This is a genomic window from Dyadobacter sp. LHD-138, from assembly GCF_030929615.1.
Lineage (GTDB): Bacteria > Bacteroidota > Bacteroidia > Cytophagales > Spirosomataceae > Dyadobacter.
The window spans coordinates 22194-48456 of record NZ_JAVFVU010000049.1; the positions used below are offsets into that span (position 1 = coordinate 22194).

At 42.4% G+C, this 26263-nt stretch carries 17 protein-coding genes and 1 pseudogene; 15 read left to right on the forward strand and 3 right to left on the reverse strand.

Annotated features, from left to right (window positions below; translation table 11 throughout):
• Positions 1 to 2: 2 nt before the first annotated feature.
• The 3 genes from RB622_RS26815 (at position 3) to RB622_RS26825 (ending at position 3652) form a co-directional block, all read left to right on the forward strand.
• The gene (locus tag RB622_RS26815; RefSeq protein ID WP_308049875.1) at positions 3 to 1010 is read left to right on the forward strand and encodes a S41 family peptidase; all 1008 of its coding nucleotides are present in this window, start codon (positions 3 to 5) and stop codon (positions 1008 to 1010) included.
• Between the two features lie 65 nt (positions 1011 to 1075).
• A complete protein-coding gene (locus RB622_RS26820) occupies positions 1076 to 2938 on the forward strand; it encodes a hypothetical protein (RefSeq protein ID WP_308049876.1) in 1863 nt (620 codons plus the stop codon).
• Between the two features lie 27 nt (positions 2939 to 2965).
• Entirely contained in the window at positions 2966 to 3652 is a 687-nt protein-coding gene (locus RB622_RS26825) for a hypothetical protein (RefSeq protein WP_308049877.1), read from the forward strand.
• A gap of 50 nt (positions 3653 to 3702) precedes the next feature.
• On the opposite strand, the gene RB622_RS26830 is transcribed toward RB622_RS26825, so the two are convergent.
• Positions 3703 to 6210: a mechanosensitive ion channel domain-containing protein gene (locus RB622_RS26830; protein WP_308049878.1), complete on the reverse strand. Its 2508-nt coding sequence runs from the start codon at positions 6208 to 6210 to the stop codon at positions 3703 to 3705.
• Positions 6211 to 6545: 335 nt separating this feature from the next.
• Between RB622_RS26830 and RB622_RS26835 the strand changes: the two genes are divergently transcribed.
• Together RB622_RS26835 and RB622_RS26840 are read left to right on the forward strand one after the other, a co-directional pair.
• Positions 6546 to 7274, forward strand: coding sequence for a hypothetical protein (locus RB622_RS26835; protein ID WP_308049879.1), 729 nt, complete (start codon positions 6546 to 6548; stop codon positions 7272 to 7274).
• 33 nt (positions 7275 to 7307) lie between these two features.
• On the forward strand, positions 7308 to 8153 hold the full coding sequence (locus RB622_RS26840) for a hypothetical protein (RefSeq protein WP_308049880.1): 846 nt from the start codon (positions 7308 to 7310) through the stop codon (positions 8151 to 8153).
• A gap of 964 nt (positions 8154 to 9117) precedes the next feature.
• Here the strand turns inward: RB622_RS26840 and RB622_RS26845 are convergent.
• A complete protein-coding gene (locus tag RB622_RS26845) occupies positions 9118 to 9714 on the reverse strand; it encodes a short chain dehydrogenase (protein ID WP_308049882.1) in 597 nt (198 codons plus the stop codon).
• A gap of 753 nt (positions 9715 to 10467) precedes the next feature.
• Between RB622_RS26845 and RB622_RS26850 the strand changes: the two genes are divergently transcribed.
• From RB622_RS26850 to RB622_RS30415, 10 genes and pseudogenes are all read left to right on the forward strand, one after another.
• Entirely contained in the window at positions 10468 to 13635 is a 3168-nt protein-coding gene (locus RB622_RS26850) for a SusC/RagA family TonB-linked outer membrane protein (RefSeq protein WP_308049883.1), read from the forward strand.
• A 22-nt stretch (positions 13636 to 13657) separates the two neighbouring features.
• On the forward strand, positions 13658 to 15175 hold the full coding sequence (locus RB622_RS26855) for a SusD/RagB family nutrient-binding outer membrane lipoprotein (RefSeq protein WP_308049884.1): 1518 nt from the start codon (positions 13658 to 13660) through the stop codon (positions 15173 to 15175).
• Positions 15176 to 16388: 1213 nt separating this feature from the next.
• Entirely contained in the window at positions 16389 to 17021 is a 633-nt protein-coding gene (locus tag RB622_RS26860) for a histidine kinase (RefSeq protein WP_308049892.1), read from the forward strand.
• A 1-nt stretch (position 17022) separates the two neighbouring features.
• Positions 17023 to 18093, forward strand: coding sequence for a histidine kinase (locus RB622_RS26865; protein ID WP_308049885.1), 1071 nt, complete (start codon positions 17023 to 17025; stop codon positions 18091 to 18093).
• 56 nt (positions 18094 to 18149) lie between these two features.
• Positions 18150 to 18926 carry a LytTR family DNA-binding domain-containing protein gene (locus RB622_RS26870; RefSeq protein WP_308049886.1) on the forward strand — a complete coding sequence of 259 codons (777 nt, stop codon included), beginning with the start codon at positions 18150 to 18152 and terminating at the stop codon, positions 18924 to 18926.
• A gap of 876 nt (positions 18927 to 19802) precedes the next feature.
• Positions 19803 to 21626 carry a tail fiber domain-containing protein gene (locus RB622_RS26875; RefSeq protein WP_308049887.1) on the forward strand — a complete coding sequence of 608 codons (1824 nt, stop codon included), beginning with the start codon at positions 19803 to 19805 and terminating at the stop codon, positions 21624 to 21626.
• Positions 21627 to 21654: 28 nt separating this feature from the next.
• Positions 21655 to 23211 (forward strand): T9SS type A sorting domain-containing protein, encoded by a 1557-nt coding sequence (locus tag RB622_RS26880; RefSeq protein ID WP_308049889.1) that lies wholly within the window; start codon positions 21655 to 21657, stop codon positions 23209 to 23211.
• Between the two features lie 95 nt (positions 23212 to 23306).
• Positions 23307 to 24027, forward strand: a pseudogene (locus RB622_RS26885) (helix-turn-helix domain-containing protein); the annotation flags it as partial.
• Positions 24028 to 24261: 234 nt separating this feature from the next.
• Entirely contained in the window at positions 24262 to 24747 is a 486-nt protein-coding gene (locus RB622_RS26890; RefSeq protein WP_308049890.1) for a transposase, read from the forward strand.
• Positions 24748 to 24884: 137 nt separating this feature from the next.
• Positions 24885 to 25139 (forward strand): transposase, encoded by a 255-nt coding sequence (locus RB622_RS30415; protein WP_409021990.1) that lies wholly within the window; start codon positions 24885 to 24887, stop codon positions 25137 to 25139.
• Positions 25140 to 25374: 235 nt separating this feature from the next.
• On the opposite strand, the gene RB622_RS26895 is transcribed toward RB622_RS30415, so the two are convergent.
• Positions 25375 to 25998, reverse strand: coding sequence for an IS5 family transposase (locus tag RB622_RS26895; protein WP_308049893.1), 624 nt, complete (start codon positions 25996 to 25998; stop codon positions 25375 to 25377).
• Positions 25999 to 26263 lie beyond the last annotated feature (265 nt).

The window sequence follows — 26263 nt, forward strand, 5'->3', positions numbered from 1 at the left end:
CCATGAAAAGAAATACTTTTTTACTGACCATACTAAGCATTTTCCTATTGTCCGGGTGCGAGTCCATTTTTTTCGAAGAAGAAAAGGAATCCAAAGACCCTATGAAAAACTTCGAATACCTTTGGAATCAATGTAATGAAAAATATGCCTATTTCGAGCTCAAGGGCATCGACTGGGATAAAGTTAAGACCCAGTACTCCGCAAAAATCTACCAGGGTATGTCTGACGACTCGCTTTTCAAGGTGTTGGGTGGGATGCTTAATGAACTTCGGGATGACCATACCAATCTGGTTTCCAATTTTAATATCTCGGATTACAAAGTCTTTCGGGATGGAAAAGATAATTTCGACTGGCGCTTTGTGCAGGACAATTATCTTCCGAGAGATTACTATATCTCGGGACCATTTTCACATGATTTTATCGCAAATGGCCAGATCGGTTATGTGCGGTTTCCTGCATTTACCGGAACGGTTGACAAGAAAAACCTTGATTTCGTCCTTAATCGCTACAAGGACACCAAAGGTCTGATTTTGGATCTCCGGGAAAATGGCGGCGGCGCTGTAACGGACGTATTTGAGCTGCTGAGCCGATTTATTGACAAAAAAACACTGGTGTATTACGTGCGTGTAAAAAACGGACCAGGCCGGAACGACTTTTCCGAACCACAGCCCGCTTATGTTGAACCATATGACGGAGTAAGATATACCAAAAAGATCGCGGTTCTGATCGATCGCGGCACCTATAGCGCGGCATCGTTCACCTCGCTGGCGACCAAGGCGCTGGACAACGTCGTGCTGATTGGCGACACGACCGGCGGAGGATTAGGCTTACCCAATGGCGGCCAGCTTCCCAATGGCTGGACTTACCGTTTTTCAATTTCCCAGGCATTGACCCTTGACAAAAGTAACGCTTTTGAAGCTGGAGTTCCTGCCGATATTCCGGCCACATTCGATTGGAATAACAAAACAAAAGACGGAATTATCGAGCGCGCCATTCAGGAATTGCTGTAATTTGGACTTTGCCGGCTGGAAGTTTACCATCTCAGCCGGTAAAGCATCTTTATTTAATTTACATTATGAAGTTTTCATCATTTTTCCCACCTCTTATCGCACTTGGTCTCTGCGCATGTTCTTCAACTAAATACCCGGGGGGCACTCCCAGGGACGCCGTACAGGTTTCCATCGATCTTGTGAACGTCGATGCGGATCGCGTCCGCGTAAAAGTGGTGCCACCCCGTCAAAAATCGGGATCAATGGCCTATCACTTCCCCAAGATCATCCCTGGCACTTATGCCATTGCTGATTATGGCAGATATGTCCATGATATAAAGGCGTTTAAGAAAGATGGGAGCGAAATAAAGTTAAGCCGAACCGACTCAAATACGGTTGTCATCGAAAATGCAACACAGCTTGCGTATCTCACCTATCTTGTTAACGACACCTTCGACACAGAGGAATCCGGCGATCCTTTTTCAGAAAAAAGCAAAACGATATTTTCTCCCGCAGGCACTAACATCGATGCAGGAAAATATTTTTTGCTAAACATGGCCGGGTTTGTAGGCTATTTCACCGATCAGCTTGAAAAACCCTACCGTATCAGCATTTCCCACCCGGAGAATCTTTACGGTACAACCGCAATGGTTGACCAGGACAATAATACAAAAAACGATATTTTCGAACTAAGTCGATACCCGGAAGTGGTAGACCACCCCGTCATGTACGCCCCGGCTGACACTTCTGCATTCTGGGTCAACGACATGCAGGTATTGCTTGGTGTATACTCGAAGCGCGGAAAAACGCATGCAAGCGACTTGCGCCCCGACCTGGAAAAGATGATGAGTGCTCAGAAAAAATTCCTGGGACCTATTAATGATACCAAAAAGTATGCAGTGCTTTCCTATATCTCGTCAGGAACCGACGACGACGCCAAGGGCATCGGCGCATTAGAACACAATACCTCTACCTCCGCTGTTTTCCGCGAACCGATGAAAAGTAAAGACCTGATCCACGTGATCAGTCACGAGTTTTTTCATACGATCACACCCCTGAAAGTCCATTCGAAAGAAATTCAGTATTTCGATTTCAATAGTCCCAAAATGAGCCAGCATTTGTGGTTTTATGAAGGAGTGACCGAATATTTTTCGAATCTCTTTCAAGTCAACCAAGGGCTGATCACAGACAACGCCTTTTATGACCTGATGGTCAGAAAAATTGAAAATTCACACAATTACAACGATAAGCTTTCATTTACTGAAATGAGCCGCAATATTCTCGATCCGAAAATGAAGGCCCAATATCCCAATGTGTATGAAAAAGGTGCGCTCATCGCCATGTGCCTTGACGTTGTGATCCGGGAACAAACGCAAGGACAACGCGGCCTGCTGTGGCTCATGGGGGAACTTTCGAAAAAATACGGAGCAGACAAGCCCTTTGATGATGCCGAGCTGATCCCTATCATCACGCAAATTGCAGGTAAAGAGGCCGGTATATTTCTGGAAACATATGTTCGGAATGATCAGCGCATTACTTACGCGGACTTTCTTGCCAAAGTAGGCCTTAAAAAGCAGGTCGTCCCGTTCCCGGAGCCCATAGTTTTTGTGAGCCAGGATGTTGCGTACATTAAAACCGACTCTACCAACACGCTGATACTCGCATCCGTTCCTGACCAAGCGAACCTGTTTTACCAGAACCTGGGCATCCAGGACAATGATATTTTTTTGGAAATCAACGGAATACCAGTGGATCCAAAGGATCCAAATTCGATCATTTATCTTGGCTATGATCTTGACGAAGGCAGTCCAATAACTGTGAAGGTGAAGCGTACGGGACAGGATATGGAACTGAAGGGAACTGTCAAGCTGAACTATGAAGATGCGGACAGTTTCCGTTTCGCAGATCAAAGCAAAAAAAATCTTAATGAAGCCTGGCTTAAAAAATAAACAGCAACATTTTAACCTGTTAAACCAATGAAAAAAATTATTATTCAGGTGCTTACGGTGATGATCGGACACCAAGCCTTTGCCCAGAAAGACGTTGTTGTCAACGCACTCGCCAAATATAAGCTGGATGAAACGATTCTGGATGAAAAATTAAGACTAAAACCTACCGACTATTCTTATGATTTGAAGGAAACAGTTGCCACAGAAGGAACGCAGAAGGTTATTCTGGGGCATTATGACGCTTCTAAAAGTGAAGACGACCGTTGGACTGTTATTTCTTCGGACGACCAGGAACCCAGTACGACCGAAATTAAACGTTTCAAAAAAGAACACGGAAAAGCCCCCTATCCCCCCACAAAAATTGATGATAGCTCGTACAAAGTAGAAAAGGACGATGCCGGAGTACTGGTGGTTAGCTACAAAGTCGACCCGGCTTCGCTGGTAGCTGATAACGCCTTTCTTAAAGATTGCAGACTTCACCTAACCATTGATACCAAAACGAGTAAATTAATTAAGGTAGAGTCCACGAACGAAAAACCGTTAAAAATCAAAATTTTCAACGTACCCGTTTTAAACTCATTCTCCGAACTAACCTGGAATGAGACAGAACAGAAATATTTCCCAAAAAAAGACAACATCAACATGACAATCAAATTGCTTGGACAAGAGGTTCCGACAACAACCATTCTGGAATACTCGAATTTCAAGAAATAGCAGCTGTATGGGCTGCTATGAAAAAAATAATCCTGCTGAAACCAGTAGGGTTATTTTTTTTCGTTCGGCTGCTGCATCGTAACGTTGATATCCTGATGGGTAAACGGAATTACAATGCCATTTTGTCGAAACAACAAATCGATCCGGTTGATTACCTGATCCTGGACAACGCCGGACTGATCCATATTACGCACCCAGAAAACCACTTCAAAATCGATCGCATTCGTAGCAAACTCCTTCGTAAGAACCGTTGGCTGAGGACGTGACATAATATTTTCATTACCTGCAATAGACGCTAAAAGAACATTTTTCACAGTAGCCAGGTCACTACCATAAGCCACACCCACTTTAATCACCTGCCGACGTTTGTTCTTGCCCATCGTCCAGTTAATCAGGTGCTGACTAAGCAAATCGCCATTGGGAACAATCATGCTGGCTCCATCCGCCAGCGATATCACACTACTCCTAAAACCGATCGATTTCATCGTTCCGAACTTCCCGTTGACCTCCACCTGGTCACCTACGCTGACTGGTCGCTCGAATGCAATAATCAGTCCACTAACGAGGTTGGTCACCAGGTTTTGCAAACCCAAACCGATACCTACACCCAACGCGCCTATGATAATTGTGAGGCGGTCCAGCGCGATACCCGATGCAGCAAAAGCGAGTAGTATACCGGCCGTAATAATCAGGATCCGGATAAGCAGCAACCAGTTTGCAGCAATAGAAGCAGCACCCCCCGGATGATCGGACGTCTGTATCCCCGGATCGGTTGCGAAAAACGACACGAGGCGGGAAAGCAGTACGGCTGAGCCACCGATCCCAATAAACAAGAGCAAATCGCGGATTGTAAATTCGTAGTCCCCAATGCTTCTGGATTCAGTGATATAAAGGTTAAATGGGCTGATGATCTGTTTGAATTCAAAGTAGTTACGCCCCACCAGAATAAGCCACCCCAGGCAAAGCAGGACATACAAAAGTGCCGGAGCCCTGTTTCCCAGCCTATCGAAATTGACATAGAACAGCTTTCTATCCGGACTTTTATAAACCGAGTTCGCTAGCCTCAGCGCCTCATCGATCATTCTGACGGCCCACAAAAACAAAATTGCGATGATCAAACCAACATAACCACTCACCATCAACGTCTTGGCTAAGTTATATCTACCTAAAATATTGAAAATCAGTGCAAAAAACTCGGACAAAACAAAGAAACGAATAGCGTAAACAATGTACTTCTCCTTCAAGGTTTCAAGTTGGTTTCCACGCAGGATTTGTCCGGTATACAACATACCTGCACCAGACAGCGCTAACATCAGCCATCGCTCGGCGATTGAAGCCTGTAAAAGCATATTGTCCAGACAAACGATCAAGAACAACACCGCCATTGTAAGCCAGAATCTCATCCAATAGCGACTTATATATCCCCTGAAAATGACCGCAAGACTCAGAATCGAAAAAGACCAGAATAAAATACTGATTATAAAAGGTGGATCTATAAAAATAAATTGCAAAAAGGAAATCACAATCAATACCGAAGCCGGGAGCGGAACAGATAGCACCCGGGTACTTTCTGGTGGACCTTCAACGGGTCTGCCCTCCCGATAGCGCGACCGCAATGAGTATAAGAAAACAGTGCTAATCAATAAGGCAACAAGCAGGATTAAAAAACGCCCGCTATAATTGGCCAGGTAAAATTGCAGGACCATTGCCTCCTTTGCATAGGAAAAACGGATTACCTGTGAGACTGTGTTCAGCCCGGCCGATTCCCACAGATTGGGGAGTTCCCTCGCGAGCAGCCTCTTAGAAAGCTGCTCTTTTTCCGATTCCAGCCCTTCCAGGGCGAGGTCAAGTTCGAAAACAAGCGGGTCAAGACCAGACTGTATCGTCTGCAAATTCGAAATGGTCTTGTCAATTAAAGAGTCAATTGGTTTGATCGATAGATTCGAGATCATGAGCTTGTTCATATAAGCCATCACCGTAGCAGAATCCGCTGACAAGGTGTACAGTAATGAATCCGTCGACAAAGAATCGAGCTGGTAGCGGTGACCGACCATCCGCTCTGTCATCTTATCTATATGGCTTTTACGCGCGCGCATATCCCTCAGCAGCTGTGTCAGGATCGCGGAGGAAACTGTCAGATTTCTATGCGTGGAAATTTCTCCTTTTTCAATCGATGTTCCTCCCCTGACCACATTGAAACAAAGCCTCGCTTTCTCGATCTCGGCAGAAACCGAATTCGTATCCAACTCGCTCTTTATGAACAACTTTGCCGCCTGAATTTCCTTTTCGATACGATCCAGTGTGCGTTGTTGGCCAAATGCTACGGTTTCATCCTCATACTTTCTTCTACTATTTTCAGCCACACTCCGGATCGCCTGCTGCGCCCGAGACGAAAAGGTCGATTGCTTCTTCGTGGTGGAATCCGGCACCGATTGTCCAAAAGTACTTCCCAAAGAAAGGATACACACGAAGAGCCCTGAGCACACGAAATTTGTAAAAATACTGGAAGAGAAGGTAAGGTAGTTACCAGTATGCACGTGAATGGGTCGGTTCCGCATGAAAATTTATTTAATAGGACGAAGCAATAATAACTAAAAATGACACTACAACAATATTCAAAAAAAATTAGAAAAATACAATTTATGTGACACGAATAAATGTCTCAACCACACATTTGGCACACCATAAACAAAATCGCCCCCATCGAGTCATAATATAGCAAAATTTCCTAAACCAACAATGTAGCTATTATTCTACAACTGATTGAAAGAAATGACAAAAATAAAAATTGTATTTTTTGTTGTTTTTCTAATGGCACCTATTAACTTCGGTTCCCGAGAAAAACATAAATAGTTGAGCATTTCTCTAAACCGTATTCCATTCAGCCACCGCTATGAAAAAAATCGTATATCTGCTTGCCCTAAGCCTCCTTTTCTTGCAGTGCGCTAAACGGAGCACGTCCCCCACCGATGCTTTCAGGGCTAATCCCCTTGCTGATAGCATCCAGATTTACACCTTGCAGCCCGATGAAAATGTCCCTGAAAAATCAGAATTTGTGAGGGATATTCAGATGGGTACTTCGATGTTTTCAAGCAACTGTGGGTATAAAAACCTGATGAATTATGCCCAGTTCACTGCCAGGCAGTCCGGAGCCAACCTGATCCATTTAACAGAAATCAAAAGACCCGTGCTGGGTAATGGTTGCTACCATGTGACAGCAAAACTTTATAAAAACGCGGATCCGACGCAGATTGAAAAGCTGGCCAACGAACAAAAACGAGCGAATCAAAGCAGGCTACCCAAGGATGCAGATTATGCGATTGTCAATTTCTATAGGCCTAAAGATTTGGATGGCGTAGCGATCAGCTACAATATTAAGATGGATGATCAGGGAACCATTGGTCGTTCGTCCAATGGCCACCAGTTTCAATATAAAGTCACTACTTTTGGCAAACACCGGTTTTTGGGAAAGACCAGGAAAGGAGATTCGGTTGTGCTGGACATTCAAAAAGGCCAGGAGTATTTTGTCCGCTGTGGTGTAACCAAGGGCAACAGCATTGCCATCCCGGATATGTACGTGATAGAAAACTATGTGGGTATCCGCGAAATAGCGGAAATGTAACAACAAAATCACCTATTACTTAATTAAAAACCAATGAAACAGCTATTTACGCTCTTTATCCTCATCGTATTGTCCATCAATTCGCAAGCTCAGAACGGAACAAAAAACGATGTAATTTTGCAACTTAACGGTGATGAACTGACCGGAAAAGTCACAGAAATCAATGATGATGCTATCAAATTTGTATATGCCGGCGAGACATTACCCTATTCCATCAAAAAAGCAGACATACTGAAAATTACCTATGCAAGTGGAAGAATCGAGATATTCAATAAACCCCAACTCAGCTCATCCACTCAGAAAAATCAGACAACTTCCGGCTCCACAGCAGGAAGCGGTCTTCTGTCAGACCATCATAACAAAATAGCTATTTTACCGTTCGGTTTTATAAAAGACGGGCAAAAAGCTGCTGATGAACTTAGTAATGTGGTACAAAATGCCTGCTTTGCTTTTCTGAGTAAACACGCCGGAGTACTTTCAGTGGTGGACACTCGTACCACCAACGCCAAGCTTATCAAGGCAGGCATAACCAGACAAAACATTGAAGGTTTCACAATGGACGATATCTGCAACGCAATCGGTGTGGAGTTTATCATTGACGGAACGGTGGTTCTAAATAAGGCCTCGCAGTCGAGCCTTGCGAGCAACTCATACAGCGATAAGAGCAAAGGCAACCGTAACGAACAGAAGAGTTCCGGCTACGCGACCGCCAGTGCTACTAATTACGAGAACTACGAAACGACAATAAATCTGGATATCTACAATGACAAAGGCAACAACATGTTCAGTCAGTCACGCAAATCCTTTTTTAAAACACAGGATGCCTACCAAAATGCGCTGGAATATGTCTTAAAAAGATCTCCTTTGTATAGCAAGTAATCGCAGAGCGGATCCGAATGGTGAAAATCCGAGCGGTTTTAAGATATTTGAAGCAGCTCTTGCTGCCGGTTGGCCTAGTGATAAGAATCGCTACGCTGCCGGCAACAGGAGTAATCATTTTTTTACTATTGTCCCGTGGTGACAAATAGTACTCCAGCACCCGGAGGATTACCTCTTACCCAGACGCTGCACACCCCGTCTAAGAATCTGTGAAATAAATTCGAAAATTTATTTCACAGATTTCATATCGACTGCAAAGACTAAAATTCGCGTCATACACCTTCCCCCTACCGATATAAACCAAATCGAACAATTGACACGGCTTCTAAGGCTTTTTCAAGCAACAAAACGAGTTCCGACCGAACTTGATTTGGATACTGCTATAATTAAATTCCGTAGAGACGAGTTAACCTTAAATCGATTATTTAACCAAATTTCCGAAACTGATTCAGGCAATAAATATAGAGAAGTAACCAAGTGCTCAACTCAGACTCGCGGTCTTTTTTCAAGCTCAAACTACGTTCAATGACACGAATGCAGCAAATCAATTTCTTGACTCAGAGTTATTAAAAAAAAATGGGTTTGAGTTTCATTTTATTTTGAATAATGGAAAGTTACAACGAAATTGGGGGTGATCAGTGGCTCCGAGCTCTCCGGTTACAGGGTTTTTCACTGTCGATGATAAGCACATTTCTTAATGCTTTGCCCAGTGCTGTGGTAAAAGTTCTTCGGCTACTATTTGTCACTGTTAGAGATATTTTTCAGCAAAAGATGTACAAATGGCAACCCCACAAATACCATCCAAGGCACTAATACCAATGTTAAGATTAGCATTCTTAAATACAATGACATTTCAGCTAAATAACTACCAAATAACATATAAAGAAGCGTTATCGAAGGGTAAATTACTACCCAAATTTTGATAGCTTGGATAATTTTACTTTTGGTGTTCATTTAGATTATTTTACGGTTTAATAATATGTCCCGTTACAGCTCCAAACAAGCTTTTCTTAAAGCCAAATTCCAATTGCTTCATCGTTGTTGGAATTTCCCCCGGGAAATAAGGAAAATAATGTGGCGAATTTTCAATTACTGCCGGGCTGACTGCGTTGATACGAATACCATTTGGCAACTCAATTGCAGCAGCTTTTACAAAACTTTCTACTGCTCCGTTTGCTGCCGATGCGTTAGCAAAATTAATTTGCGGTTCGTGTGTTAATGCTCCTGTGATGAGTGTAAACGAACCTTTTGGATTGATGTATTGCTGACCAATTAACACCAAATTAATTTGCCCCATCATTTTTCCTTCAATTCCTTTTTTGAAAGTTTGGTCGTTCAAATTTTTCCAAGGCCCGACAAAAGTTTCTCCCGCGGTTGTAATCAAGGCATCAAAAGGCCCTATCTTAGCAAACATTTCTTCTATTGATTTGGTAGAGGTTGTATCTACCTGTATCTCTTCTGATGAACGACTGGCTCTTACTACTTCGTGATTTTCCCTTTCTAACACATTCGCCAAATACTGTCCCATCGTGCCTGATGCACCTACAATTACTATTTTCATATTTTATCTTGTTTTATAATGCTCTGCAAAATTACCTTATAGTAAAGCTTGGCTGGTAGGACAAAAATTTAGTCTTGCAGGACATTTTAATAGGGTGATTGCATCAAAATGGTAAGTTGCGCCAGGCGTGTTAATAAAAAGTCATCATTTCGGGCCACTTTCTTCCTTTTTCTCCTAAGGCTCATTTTTAATGGTTCTCTCCGTAATAATGTAAGGGCGGTTTTTCTTATTGCTGTCAGATTTCTTGGTCGTTCTTACAACTACCCGAAGCAGAAATACTGAGAATTTGCTTGTATTCATAACTACCACTAACCAAGTATCACTTATTCAAGAGTGAATACAATTGCAATGAGTTAGTTAGATCCAATTTAAAAAATTCCGGTTAGTATTTATGTACCTCCATTTCAAATTACTCTGGGAGATATCTAGAGCAGAATTCAACATCCTTAGCTTTGTTAAAAGAAGAACCAAGCGACAACAAACGAAGATATTATCAAATTGAGTTTTAAAATGAATGTAAATCTGGTATATCACCCCGACTTTAGTCTAAACTTCCAACATCCTAATTATGGGAAGCCTACAATTTAAACTTGATACCTCAGGAACAAAATATCAGTTCACACAAAAAATATAGATAAAATTACAATAAATTGCAATTTCTTACCGAGACCCATATCGTAGTTAAATACTAATTTACGTTAATTTGTGCAGTTAAAATTATACCAATATCTGAACTATATTTACTCAAACTGAATGCGAAACACATTTACCCTCCTGCCCAGCCGTACTGGCTGGCTGCGCCAGCTCTTGTACACAACATTTGTCATTCTGGCAATCACAGGATACAGCGGTGCTGCCGCCCGCTACCCTTCATCAGGCGTTTCACTTAGATCGGGACGCTCCACGGCTGACAAGCCCGTAAAGGGAACCATCAAGGACGACGCCGGAAATACCCTTATTGGTGTTAGCGTCGTTGAAAAAGGAACGACAAACGGAACGATTACGGATCAGGACGGAAAGTTTAGCATAAGTGTCCGAAGTGAGGACGCAGTGCTGACTATGTCCTTTGTAGGTTTCACCACCAAGGAAATTATTGTGGGAAATCAAAGCATGCTTGAACTGGTATTGTCTCAAGATGCCAAGCTCCTCGACGAAGCTATCATTGTAGGTGCACTTGGTATGAAGCTTCAAGAAAAAGCGCTTGGTTACTCGGTACAAAAGGTAAGCGGCTCCACCATCCAGACTGTAAAGGGAACCAATCTGGCAACGTCCTTAACAGGAAAAGTTTCGGGGCTTTGGGTGAAGAACAGTACGGAATTTAACGAAGCGCCTACGCTGGACCTTCGTGGGGAAACGCCTCTGTTGGTCATCGACGGCGTACCTTATGTGAACATCTCCCTGAAAAACCTTAACCAGGACGATATTGAAAGTATTGACGTACTGAAAGGACCGACAGCGGCGGCTTTGTACGGTTCAAGAGGTGGCAGCGGGGCCGTCATTGTCACTACCAAACGCGGCGGGACAGGAAAAGGACTTTCCGTTACGGTGAATAGCAACAACATGTTCAACGCGGGCTTTTTGATGTTACCAAAAGTCCAGCACGCGTACAGTGCCGGATTGGGTAGTGCCTACAGCCCGACTGACTATATCTGGGGAGCCAAACTGGATAACGGCACCATGGCCAACCAGTGGAACCCGATTACCAAACAAATGGAAATGTCGGAACTACGGTCGCTGGGGAAAGATAATTTCCGGGACTTTCTGGTACCAGGTCTGATTTCGAACAACAACGTGAGCGTTACGCAAACTGGCGAGAACGGCAGTTTCCGTGTATCTATGAGCCATATTTACAACAAAGGCCAATACCCTAACCTTAAATCGAACACCACCAGTTTCAACGTGAGTGGCGATATGAAGATCGGTACAAAGTTCAGTCTGAACAGCCAGGTGGGCTACAACCGTATATCGGCTCCTCAGGTTGCCGGTTCGGGATATGACGCACAGGGCTACATTTACAACATCCTGATGTGGATGGGACCTGAATATGACCTGAGCCTTTACAAAAACAACTACTGGATTACACCCAATGTAAAACAAAACTGGCACTACAATGCGTGGTATGATAACCCATACATGATGGCTTATGAAAAGCTGAATGGTATTGAGGAGAACAAAATGAACGCCAGCTTCACAGCAACACTGGATCTTTTCGAAGGCGCAAAAATTTTGGTTCGGCCAGGATTTGACCTATACCAAAACAACGAGACACGCAGAAACCCGCCGGGAATCCTTTCTACCCGCGGTTGGGATGCATCCGGATTGTATTCTATTGCTAAACGAAACGGTTACAGCTTTAACGGAGACGCGTTATTCACCTACAATAAAACTTTTGGTAAACTAGGTATTGATGTGTTGGCCGGTGGTACGATCTTCAAATTTGACAACAATTACCTTTACAGCGCAACCAGAAGCGGATTGCTTATTCCAGGCTACTACTCGCTCAACAACTCCGTCGAAAGACCAGATGTGAGCGTCGTTGATCCGAATACCGCTGCATCCAATCCCCGCTTCCGCAAACAGGTAAACAGCTTGCTGGGAAAAATAAGTTTGGCCTACAACAACACCTTCTTCCTGGATGTAACGGGCCGTAATGACTGGAGCTCATCTATGCCTGCGAAGACAAACAGTTACTTTTATCCTTCAGCGGGTGCAAGTGTCGTAGTCAGTGAGTTTTTCCAAACCTTGCCCAATTGGCTTGATTTCTGGAAAGTACGTGGTTCCTGGACGCTTTCCAAGTCTGACCTGGGTGTTTATGCAACCAACAACACCTACAACACATCGACTGGTGTCTGGAGCGGCCTGAACTCTGCGGCTTACCCGGGTACCATTATCGACGGCGTAAACGTAGTGGCGGAGGCGAACCGTACATGGGAAATTGGAACAGCGGCTTACTTCCTGAAGAAACGTTTAAAACTGGACGTTGCCTACTTCAACAAGTATAATTACAACATTCAAACCAGCGCCCCGATATCGCAGGCTTCCGGTTTTAACAGCACGTTGATCAACATTGATCAGACCTATGTCCGCAAGGGGATGGAAATCACGCTTGCTGCAACCGTGCTCAAAAAAGGTGATTGGCAGTGGGATGCAACGGCCAACTGGTCCTACAACCACCGCTACTTCAAAGCACTGGATCCACAATATTCTGCCAAAAACAGCTGGACAAAAGTGGGCGGGCGCACGGATACGTACACCGGGGCAACCTGGCTAAAAGATCCACAAGGCAACCTGATCCACCAGGCTAATGGTCTTACGCAGGCCAGTACCTATAACAGCTTGTATGGTCATACGGATCCAAAGTTCATTTTTGGTTTGGCAAACACGGTTCGTTACAAACAATTTACACTCTCTGCGGCATTTGATGGCCGTATCGGCGGATACTTGTTCAACTACTCATCTTACAAAATGTGGGATACCGGTGCCCATCCTGACTCGGATAACCCATGGCGATATGATGAAGTGGTGAACAAAAACAAGTCGTATGTAGGACAAGGCGTCGTGGTAACTTCCGGTTCTGTTGCATTTGACAATATGGGTAACATCACCAGCGATACGCGTGAGTATGGGCCTAACACCACAAAGGTCTCTTACGAAACTTATGCGCGTCGTTACGGTGACGGAACACGTGGCGTGACCAATGCTACTTTCTTCAAGCTTCGTGAGCTTTCCATTGGCTATTCACTGCCGCCGTCTTTTGCCAAATACGTGGGGGCTAAGTCAGCTTCAATATCATTTACAGGTCAAAACGTATGGATGTGGACGAAAGACTTCCGTTTTGCTGATCCTGATAAAGCAGATGACCGCCAGCTTACTTCTCCTTCCGTTCGCTACATAGGAGGTAACATTCAACTCACTTTCTGATTAACACAAATTGACCCATATCATGAAGAAATTCATTGCTAAATATATGCTCGTAGTTGGTGGCTTGCTTACATTAAACAGCTGCGCCGACTTCCAGGAGATTAACACCAATCCCAACGCCGCCACGTCGGTGTCGCCACAGATGCTGGCAACCAACCTGATTCTAAATATCACATCGGTAAGCTATCTTGATCCGATGTTGCTTTCCAAAGCGATAAACCATACTGAGTTCCCCAGTTCAATGCAATACAACAATTTGGGAAAACAGGAGTACAGCGGATTTGTTGTACTTACGAACGTCGCAAAGATGATCAACCTGGCACCGGAAGGAGCGCAAAAAAACGCTTATACCGGACTTGGCAAGTTCGTCCGTGCGTGGAGGTTTTATGAAATGACGATGCGTCTGGGAGACATCCCGTATGCAGATGCCCTGCAGGGAGAAACAGGTACCATCCGGCCGGCGTACTCTACGCAAAAAGAAGTGTTCCTGGCTATCCTGAAAGAGCTCGAAGAGGCTGATCAGGCATTCTCTCAAGGCGCAAATTTCGCGGGTGATCCGATCTATAATGGTGATGTGGCAAAATGGAGAAAGGTGGTAAACACTTTTGCCTTGAAGGTGCTTCTTTCCCTTTCTGCTAAAGAAGCCGATACAGACTTGAACATCAAATCGCGTTTCAATACGATCGTTACAACGAAACCTATTTTTCAAAGCTCGGCCGACAACTTCCAGCGGGTGTATTCCGATGTGGCGGGACAGCGTTATCCGTGGTTCAAACTAAACAACCAGGGACTTATCTACACGGTGATGTCAACGATGATTGTCGATAAACTAAAAGAGCTGGAAGATTACCGTCTGTTCTATTATGCTGCCCCTTCTCCCATTAAGATCGCAGCGGGTGTGAGCGCTTCAAGTTACGATGCTTATCGGGCCGTAAATCCATCGGCTGTTTACTCTGATCTTACTGCCGTAGCGTCTTCGAAGGATTATTCTAACCTGAACGCCCGCTATTCGGAACTGGCCAACTCCGAACCGATTTATCTGATTGGCTACCCTGTTTTGCAGTTCATGCTGGCCGAGGCTTCATTGCGAGGGTGGATCAGCGGCACACCTACAAGCACGTATTACGAAAATGCGATTCGTGCGAGTATGCAGTTTACCGCAAACAACACGCCTGACAATGCTGATTTCCACCACAACCGCAAAATCAATGCTGATTATATTACCTCTTACCTGGCCTCGGACAAGGTTAAATTATCTGGTACGACACAGCAGCAGCTTGAAAAAATCATGACCCAAAGATATCTGGGTACATTCCTTCAGTCCGGGTTTGACAGTTATTTTGAAAACCGTCGCACTGGCTTCCCGGTTTTCCCGGTTAATCCGTTGTCCAACAACAATACGGACAAGGATAAAATACCAGTGCGGTGGATGTATCCTGACACGGAGATCAACTACAACTACGACAACCTGACAAAGGCAATTCAATCGCAATATGGCGGCAACGATGACTACAATCAGAAAATGTGGCTGCTTAAATAATTGATTGAAATACGTTAAGAAACATTGTCAAATGAGCAATACCCCTGAAAACCAGATGTTTTCAGGGGTATTTTTAATGTATCGCCGTCCTTTCGACGTTTACATATTTAGAGTCAAAACCTCGCTATCGATAAGGAGCTCTTATTTTAGCATCGGCGTCAAATGGTTTGATTTTTCATGTCAAAAAAAACACAGATCCATTTTCATCGGAGAACTGGAATGGTCTTGTCCTGAAATTGAATAATTCGGACGCGTTGACCATTTACAAAACGATAACTTTTTAATACCCATAAACTGATCACTTAGTTTCCTAGCGTATGTTTTCGCCCATTTGTAACGAAAACCTCAGAATGATCCTTGCAGCGAATTTCTCGAAAGGGAGCGCCTGATCTAACTCAAAGCGGCTAATATAATTTTATTGGTAAGAGAGATATTGATGGAGAATTCGCATACACGGACCAGTGGATTCCGCGGCAGAATGACCACTTTAAGAAATCATTTAACCCTGGTCTATTTCTTTATTAATCAATCATTTATAATTAATTGAAATGTCCGATTTTATATGACCTCGATTTCCGTATTCAGGTGGTCACAGGTACCGAAGTCTCCATAATTATTCTGTAACCAATAAGAGAAAGCAATACTTTAAAATGGTCGGTCTGACTCGGAATCCAATAGTCGGCGTATCCGAATTATCCAGAGGAAATTTTCTAGTGCATTTATTAAATTTACCATAGCACTATGTAACCACTAAGCTATTACATTTGTACTACAACCTATCGAATAAGTTGTAGTATTTATAGCCAGCTTTCTTTTTGAAACAGTTTACATGTATACTCTTCCCTACCTAAAAAAAGATCTTTTAAAACACGGTATATATTTATCAGTTTTACTGACTATGGCTGTACTTCCTGCACGTTTGTTAGAAAAGCAGGGCAATGATCCCATTAATCTTGCAGGTTCCCAATTTGTTATCGTTTTTCTATGTTTTGGTTGCTGGATTTCTGCTTTGTATTTTTTACAAACTACTCTTTTTACCATGAAATGGCTGAGAGCTGCATCGTGTCTTATAACCTGCGCTTTTCTGTCGGTAATTTTTTACTATTCTTTCAACTTTCTTTTCGAAGATTTCCCCATACTCCCAATCAAGACCTTACCCTGGCACGTAGGATTTGTCGGACTTCTTTTCCGAGGTATTATTATAGGAGGCATTATGTACCCGATAGCAAAATACTTTGTCAAACAGCGGCAGGTGATAAACGAAAAAATCCAGCTAGAACGTCTGAATCGCAAGAACATCTTGTCACACCTGGGTTTTCTTCAACAACAAATGGATAATCGTTTCATGCTTAATTCGCTTAATGTTTTGAGTTCGGGAATCGAAGAGGAATGGGGAAGGAATTATATAAAAAGACTTTGTAATGTGTATCGCTACCTGGTGGATGGAGCGAAGGGAGATAACATCATTACAGTCAGGAAAGAAGTGGAATTTATCGAATCCTATAATCATCTTCTTAAGGTGCGGTTTGAAGACGGTATCAAATTAAACATCAACCTCAATGACCTGCTCTTAAGCCGAAAAATACCACCCATGTCTTTACAAACATTGGTTGAAAATGCAGTTAAACACAATGTCGTGAGCCCGGACTCCCCTCTGTATATTGAAATATTTAATGAGAAGAATAATATCATCGTACGTAATAACGTGCAGTTAAGATTCTCGAGAACAAAACAACCAGGGGTTGGTCTCCAAAATTTACGAGAACGTTATAGAATTCTTACCAAAACCCCTGTCGTAGTAAGAAGTGATGCAAACCATTATGATGTAACCATCTCAACCATTTAAGATGCCAGTAAATGCCTCCGCCTTACATCGTTTTTCTCTAAACATAAAAAAAACCATTTTCGCTTTGGTTAAAAATGATCTTGCAAAACAGGGCATTTTTTTATCATTTCTTCTAACCTTGGGAGCCTTTCAATTACGGCTTTCTTTGAATCATGATGTTGATACTACGGTTATGGCAATACACCACCTCGTGTTCGTTGTGTTATGCCTGCTAATATGGCTTTCCATAATATACGTTATTCAGAATCTTAACATTGCCTCTGGCTGGCAAAAGGCAGCTATAAGTTCTTTATTTTGCATATCGCTTTCCCTGCTCTTCTACCATACTTTCGAATTGGCATTTCAGTATTTTTCGATTCAATCTCTAAATGATCCTGCATGGCTGACCGGAACAAAAGGCTCCATTTATAAAGGTCTGCTCTTCGCAGGACTGATGTATCCCATTGCATATTATTTGGAAAAACAAAAAGAAATTCAAGAAGAGAGAATTGAATTAGAACGGCTAAATAATAAAAGCCTGCTTACCCATCTCGGTTTTCTACAACAACAGATGGATTCACACTTCATGTTTAACTCATTAAGTATTTTAAGGTCGGGAATTACGGATGAATGGGGAAAAAATTACATCGTCAGATTATGCAATGTGTACCGCTATCTGCTGGAACAAACTCAGGAGACAAATCTTATTGATGTTCATAAGGAAGTCGAATTCATAGAATCATACATCCATCTTTTAAATGAGAGGTTTGATGGTGGTGTAATAGTAGAGATTCACCTGGAAGGTCAAATTCTTGACCGAAAAATTCCTCCTATGGCTTTGCAAACGTTAGTTGAAAACGCTGTAAAACATAATACCACATTGACAAATATCCCTCTTAAAATAAAGATTTTTAGCGACCAGCACCATATTGTAGTAAAAAGCGATTTGCATTTTAAAGATAATGTCGGCTGTAAAACCACTAAGGGGATTGGATTACAAAATTTGAGTGAGCGTTATCTTCTGATAGCGAAAGAACCCGTGGTTATTGTTGAAGATGAATACTGCCTTACTGTCAGAATTGCGACAATCTGATGATTCCTGCCGGATTCCTAAACCATTTACAATTAGATTTTACAAAATATTAGTTAATGCAGATGATTGAAATTTTAATAATTGAAGACGATTTAAGGCTTGCAACTGAATTAACAAAAATGATCGAACAGTTACCGATTGAAGCGAACGTTTGTGGTGTTCTTTCATCCGTAAAAGAATCTATTGATTGGTTTTCCGCCAATCCTATGCCATCCATTATACTTTCAGACATCGAATTGACAGATGGGAACAGCTTTGATATATTCGCTTCTATATTGATTACTGCACCTGTTATTTTTTGCACTGCCTACGATCAGTACGCCCTTCAGGCGTTTAAAAATAATGGCGTTGACTATATTTTAAAACCCATTGAGCAAGAAAAACTCCAAAAAAGCTTTGACAGGATAATTCAAATGCAAAAGAGTCTGACACCCGCTGAGACGATTTCAAGCCCTGCCCGCTATCATAATGTTATAAAAGAACTCAGCCATGCTTACAAAACCACCCTTCTGGTTTATTACAAAAATAAAATTATCCCGGTTTACATTTCCAACATTAAATTCCTTCGATATTCGTTCATGACCGTGTATGTCCACACTGAAAATGAGAAATTCGAGGTTAAGGAAAAACTGGACGATCTGATGTTATCATTGCCGGCCCGTGACTTTTTCCGCGCGAATCGTCAAGTTATTATCAACAGAAATTCAATTTTAGACATTGAGCCTCTTTCAACCCGTAAATTGTCGGTTAAATTAAACGTTGAAAACTCCGAATCAATTATCGTAAGTAAAGAAAAAGCTGCGGAATTCCTTAAGTGGATCGAATGGGCATAAAGAATATTCATGTCCACAATTGAAGCCTTCATATAGTACTTTGCCGGGTTCAAGAAAATTGCTTCGTTCAATTTTTCTGTTGCCCGGTTTGTTTTCTATACTTGTACAAGTATTGCTAACAAACACATCGCACATGAACACCTTTACTGATAACGTACCGGTTAACGGAGAAAACTCAGTAAATAACGCAACGCCCGTAACTGTTTCGACCGGCCAGGCCAATTAAAAAACCTCTCTACCGGAATTTATCTTGTAAAGATTACCCGTCTGGACGGAACACTATCCACACACAAATCACTGATTAACACACAATATCAATACCCTCCTCGTTTATTTTCAGGTCAATATTTCCCCGGATATTCGGGGAAATATTACGAATCGTACGATAAAAGAAAACGTAAATACTTGAATAAAAACAAAATACCCCAAAGCATAAATTTATTCCTCAACTGGGCTCGGGTCAACCCTTAACATTGCAGAAGCCTCTCTTTTAAGTGGAGGCAGATAAGGATACTATTGAGAAAATATGGCCGCACGATATTGATTTATTCTTCAAAGCTTTCCTGTTCCGAATTTCTGAAATCAGCATTCTTTCTTCGATTTAAGTCCTTTGAACCGCTGGATCATTCATTGTCTCTAATTTTCAAATAGTCAATTGTCAGGTTCGGATTCAAATTTGCCTGTTTGGTCAAAATCGGGGCAATGTATTTTTGAATAGCCAATACAGCTTTCTATTCTTGCATGAGGTTCTCTATAAAATGATCTAATGATCAGACACTCAACAAACCTCGATCGCTGCTCCATCCATGAAAGTATCCAGGTGATGTAGAGCTGTTAAATCCTATTTTATTAATTGACTATTAAAGCCAACCTGTTATGCTTAGAAAAATTACATTTTTTGCAATTGCCTCCCTGGCAGCATCCACTGCCTTTGCTCAAATGAAAGTTGGCGCGAGCGGCGCACCTGATGCCAGCGCAATACTTGAACTAAGCAGCAGCAACAAAGGCTTGCTCATGCCTCGCGTAGCACTTATCACCACCACCACATGGGGGTTGGCAGGATCAGAGCCCGTTGCCGGTATGTCGGTTTACAATACAACCATTGGTATTACCAGCAGCAACACCAATTACCCGGCAAACGGAATCGGTGAATATTTCTGGGACGGCACGGGTTGGGTTAGTAAGAAGTTTAGTGCAGGCAACGCTTATGTTGAACCCTGGTTCAACGTGGCTACCAACACTGGTGCAACAACCAATACCCAGAACATTTATCAGATGGGAAAGGTTGGTATTAACGTTACAAATCCGGAGCTGGAACTGCATGTAAGAGGTTCTGTTCTTGTTACCCCAGAAAGTACAGTCGCTGGGTCGCTGGTGACCACGCAAATTGTTGGCGGCGGCGTAGAACTCTATCGGGACCCAACTGCCAGTGTTCCGAATGTTAACGGATATGTCGATTTTAAGGCCAATCGGGATCATGATCGCGATGCACGGATTTTCTTTGATAATACAGTGGGTCCCACTGGCGGACTGGTTCTGGAAACAACGACGGATGGTACTTCTGCTACATTATCGAAAAGGCTGGTTATTTTAAACAGTAATGGCAATGTTGGTTTAGGCACCAGTACTCCCGCGCAAAGATTACATACGGTAGGTACTACACGTACCGATGGGATGTTTGAAGCTTACAGTCCCGCGGGAAATTTAGGTGGCAGGTTGTATACCACAGAAGAAACGGGGGTGGCTAATGGCCTTGTGGTGGAATCATCGCGCGCCGAGGGCAACATGATTTTCAAAACAAATAGTGGAACCAACACTGTGGAGCGTATGCGTATTACAAATAATGGCGGAAATGTTGGTATTCACACACCTGCACCTGAGGCAGATCTTCATGTGAGCGGAGGGTTATTGATCAGCAATGAAACAAGTGTTTTAGCATCTCCAACATCGGTTACAGCTGTAAATGGTAGCATTGAATTGTACCGGGACGCTACTATCGACGCGCAGTACAATGGCTTTATAGACTTTAAAAAGACAAAAGGCCTTGATCGTGATGCCCGCATCGCATACAATCGTTCTTACGGAACAAATGGTGCTATATCGTTTGAAACGACAACGGACGGAACTTCCACTACACGGGATACCAGAATGGTTATCATGAATTCCAATGGAAACGTAGGAATTGGCTCGACAGCGCCAGTTTACAAATTGGATGTTACCGGAGATATTAATGCCACCGGAGAAGTCCGCAATAGTGGCGTCATATTGACCTCGGACGCTCGCCTTAAAAGAAACATCAAAACATTTGAAAATGGTTTAACTACAGTGCAAAAGCTTCGGCCAGTGTTTTATGAGAAAAAAAGCGCTGTTGAAAGTAATGACTACAACCGCTCAGAAATAGGCTTTTTAGCCCAGGATATTCAGAAAGTGCTTCCTCAGCTTGTCAGAGAAGGAAAAGACCTCAATAAAACCCTGGCTGTCGATTACAATTCACTGATCCCTGTATTAACAAAAGCAATACAAGAACTTAGTGCACAGGTAACTTCTTTAAAAGTTGAAAACCAAAAATTATCGGCAGCAGTAAACAGAAGCGAACATTCAGAAAAAGCCATTGCCCAACTGGCAGATCAGGTTATCGAATTACAGAAGCTGATGGCCCTTCAAAAACCGCAATCAGAAAATACCTCTTCTGCAAAGTAATCAGGCTAAACCTTTAAAATTGATCTGTATGCAGTTAAATAACAAAATTTATAAACCTGCCCGATGGTTGGGTTGTGCCGTCGGTCTGTTGGTTGGAACAGTAGCCTTTGCTCAAAGTACTACAATCGGCGGTGATAAAGACCCCTTGATATTGGATGCAGGCTATGCCAGCGATTATAGCCCTGACGGTCTTTTTATTCTTGAAAACGGTTCGATGACATTGCAAAACAAAAGCACATACGAGCACGGCAACACGGTCATGAACAATCTGGGAAACTGGACAAGTCTTAGCGGAAGCATGGATTTATTTCTTGCTCGGGGTTTAAACACTATTTCTGGTACGTTGGCACCAAATTTCTACAACGGTAATTTTAACAATGGCCCGGAAATTACAGCTATCACAAACAACAATGGTATTAATGTTGCAAACCACCTGGACTTCAATAACGGTTTAACGACGACAATCCGAAGTAATCATGCTACCGGAGCCATACATTTTGCCGATAATGCGACGTATACCCACAGCAGTTTAGGTGATGCGCAGTATGTGAACGGCTATGTTAGTAAGACTGGAAACGATGCCTTTGTGTATCCAGTGGGTAATCAGACCGGTGCTGACCTTCGTACACTCACAATCTCAGCACCTTCGTTACCTGCGGATGAACTCTCGATAGCTTACTGGCAAGGAGATGTCGGCACTACGCTGGACCCAACTGGCGGAGCTCATGCCCGAACTTCACTGAATACTGCGGGTACAGCAGGGATAAGTAAGCTGGAATCGGTTTCACCTATTGGCTTTTGGGATTGGATTCCTGTATCAGGAACATCATCATTAACCGTTTCCGTTTCAATTCCTGATTTTTCCGGTCTGCATGGTTATGTACCGGCTGATATCCGATTGGTTGGATGGAATACCGTGACGAACCAATGGGACAATCTGAGTGGCTCGTCAGGAGCCGCAACTAATTCCGAAGGGTCGATTGTAACCGGTACGGTTAGTAACATGAGCTCGTACAGTGCCATCGCCATCGGTGCCATTTCCTTACCATTACCCGTAAAATTGGTACGTTTCACAGCCAATGCCGAAGGAGAAGTATCACAACTTTACTGGGAAACATCGGAAGAAATTAATTCGGAGCGTTTTGAAATAGAACGAAGCATTAACGCAAAAGACTGGATTGTTATCGGAGTAAAATCTGCCATTGGAGAAAGCAAAAAGATCGTTAATTATCATTACACGGACGAATCTCCCGCACCTGTAACAAATTATTATCGTCTCAAAATGGTCGATAGGGATCTTTCTTTCGCATACAGCCGTATTCAAAGTGTTATACTCAATGCCCTTTCCAAATCGGTAATTATTTTCCCGAACCCTGTGTCGGATGTTATCTACTTAAAAAATGCAAACAATACTTTAGTTACGGAAATCTCCGTACTGGATACGAAAGGCACGACTGTGTATCAGTCAAATGTACTTCCCTCAGAAGGAATAAATGTAGAGCTGCTTAAAAATGGAATTTACATGCTTAGAATTAACAAAGCAGATGGAACTACAAACACGACTAAAGTATTAATTAACAGATAAAAATCATCATTGACTGTGTATTAGTTGAAACTTAATCTGACAGTTAGTAAATTTACTAGCCTTAAAATCAGTTAAGTACGACAACAACGCAGAAGTTGATTCAACCAAAACTTGGCTTGTTAAAGTTAGCAGAGAAGTTGGGTAATGTGTCGGATGTCTGTAAAGTTATGGGCTACTCCAGGGACAGTTTTTATCGCTTTCAGAAGCTATATGATGAAGGTGGGGAGCTTGCTTTGAAAGAAATCAGCGGAAGCAACCCATTATTGAAGAACCGCATTGAAAAGCAAATTGAAGCGAACGACGCGAGGATGTGGTAGTAGCTTATGCCATAGAATCACCAGCGTTTGGACAGCAACGGGCTTCTAATGAGCTAAGGAAACGCGGAATCTCTGTTGCGTCTTCAACCATTCGCTGTGTTTGGGTGCGACATGATTTGGAAACGTTTCAGAAGAGGCTCAAAGCACTAGATGCCAAGGTCGCTCAAGAGGGATTAATTCTCTCAGATGTGCAAGTCGCCACCCTTGAACGCAAAAAAGAGGAAGAACAAAGCAGGGGTGAAATTGAAACACACCATCCAGGTTACCTAGGTGCTCAGGCGGCCGCCGCGCGGATACTTATTACGTCGGTTATATTAAAGGCGTGGGTAAGATCTATCAGCAAACATTTATTGACACATATAGCCGAGTAGCGTTTGCAAAGGTCTATGACCGTAAAAATGCACTTGTTGCTGCGGATACACTAAACGATAAGGTGTTGCCATTTTATCAAGAGCAAGAAGTTGACCTGCTACGCATACTGACTGATCGGGGAACAGACCGGGCCGCCCCTTTAGATTAACAGAATAAATGTTAACTTCCTATTGTCCAATTTAAAGATCTGAAAGTATGAGGATGAACTATGGGGCGCCTATTAACTAGACTTATCGCCGGAATTAGTCCTTTATACTTTTTGAATTGAACAGGTGCCATTTAGAATGTTAAGCAACGGGCTTAGTAAAGGGATTAGCATTTCAATACATTCGGATTGTCATTCAACATTAATAATTACGCTATGGAAAAGGAATGGTTTATCGGTGTTGATATTTCAAAACTAACACTGGATTTTGCTCTATGCAATGTAAATAACCCAAATCAGTTTATTCATCGCCAGTTTGCAAACTGTACGTTGGGATTTAAGAAAATGCTTATTGGGCTTAAAAAAGATCATGTAACTAGTAGTAATAGCCTCTTTTGTATGGAGCATACGGGACATTATACCCTGGCTTTATGCTGTTTTTTACAGAACGGAAATTTTCCGTTTACCAAAGTAAGCCCATTGCACTTAAAAAAATCATTAGGCCTCATTAGAGGTAAAAATGATAAAATAGACGCAAAACGGATTGCTCAATTTGCTTGTCTGCATCATCGTATGTTAAAACCTATGCAGTTGCCATCTGCATGTTTGCTCAAATTAAAGAATTTGGTGGCTTTTCGTGACAGGCTCGTCAAGACAAGTGTAAGTCTTAAAATGCAGTTAAGGATTTACAAAATATTATAGATTTAGTAGATAATTCGTTTATTATCAAGCAGTCGGCAGCTCAACATAAACTTATTGAACAGCAAATAAAGGATACTGATAAACAGATAGAAGCGACTGTAAAAGAGGATGAACAAGTACAAAAACATTTTGACCTGATCAAGTCAGTTGTAGGTATTGGCATGATTACAGCAGTAGCTTTCCTGATCTTTACACAGAATTTTACAGCATTCAATACGGGTCGACAGTTTGCGTGTTATGCTGGAGTCGCGCCTTTCGAGCATAGCTCAGGTAGCAGCATCAGGGGAAAAACTAAGGTCAGCCCACTTGCTAATAGAAAAATGAAGGCTTTATTAAGCAACTGTGCCAGCGCTGCTATACAGAATGATCCGGAACTTAAATTATATTATTAACGCAAAATAAAGGATGGCAAAGCTAAAATGAGTGTACTCAATGCCGTTAAGGCCAAACTCATTAATCGGGTATTTGCTACCATAACCCGTGGAACTGAGTATGTTGAACTTATGAAGTATAGCAAAGCGGCCTAAAATAGCAGGCAAAATGTGGACTTGTTATAAAACCTGATTTCAGGTTCCTTGAAAAAATTATATAAAAATTTGTTTTTATCTTAGAGTATGTTTTGGATATTTATTTTGTCACTCTGTTTAAGAAAATTGATAAATAGGCAATTTCAAGCATTGCCTCAGAAGACTCTATGGTTTTCTCAACATCTCTGAAAAGTCTTCGCTTAAAATTAAGCCAACCAAATGACCGTTCGACTTGCCAGCGGTTCTTTTGGGGGACAAATCCTTGTGAGGATTCTGGTTTTTGTGCAATTTCTACCTCCCAGTTAAAATTACTTTTTATGTGTTCAATAAATGTAGTTTTATAACCATTATCAGCAGTAATCTTTTGTAATCGTGGCACTTTTCCTTTTAGCTGCTCAAGTGCCTGAATACCAGCTTGATTATCAGAAATATTAGCAGACGTAACCTTGATTGACCATGGAATTCCGATTGTGTCCACCAGAATAGTTCTTTTTCGTCCATTGATCTTTTTATTGCCATCGATTCCTGAATCTAAATTAATAAACTGCATTTTTTTAACGCTTTGACTATCAATAGCTAATAGACTTGGAGTTTGCTCTTTTTCCTGTCTTTCGCGTTCGCTAATGGCTATACTTTCAAGCAATTGATTCCAGATTCCACGAAGCTTAAACTGCCGAAAATGGTAACGGCAGCCGCGCTGTAAATTGTCTGCCAGGCGGGGTATTTACTTTCCATATTTCGCCCGCGCGGCGGACCGCATTGCGTTCCAGTTTCAACGAGCCAAAAAATAGAATTTACAACGGTTCTTAAGGAATGTTGCCTTGCCCTTTTGTTGTCAACTATTTTTTCGACAAACTGCCATTGAGAGTCACGGGGCCGCCCCTTTAGATTAGCACAATAAATATTAACTTTCTTTTGTCCAAGTAAAAATCTGGAAGTATGAGGGTGAACTATGGGGCCGCCTATTAATTAGAATTAACGCCGGAATT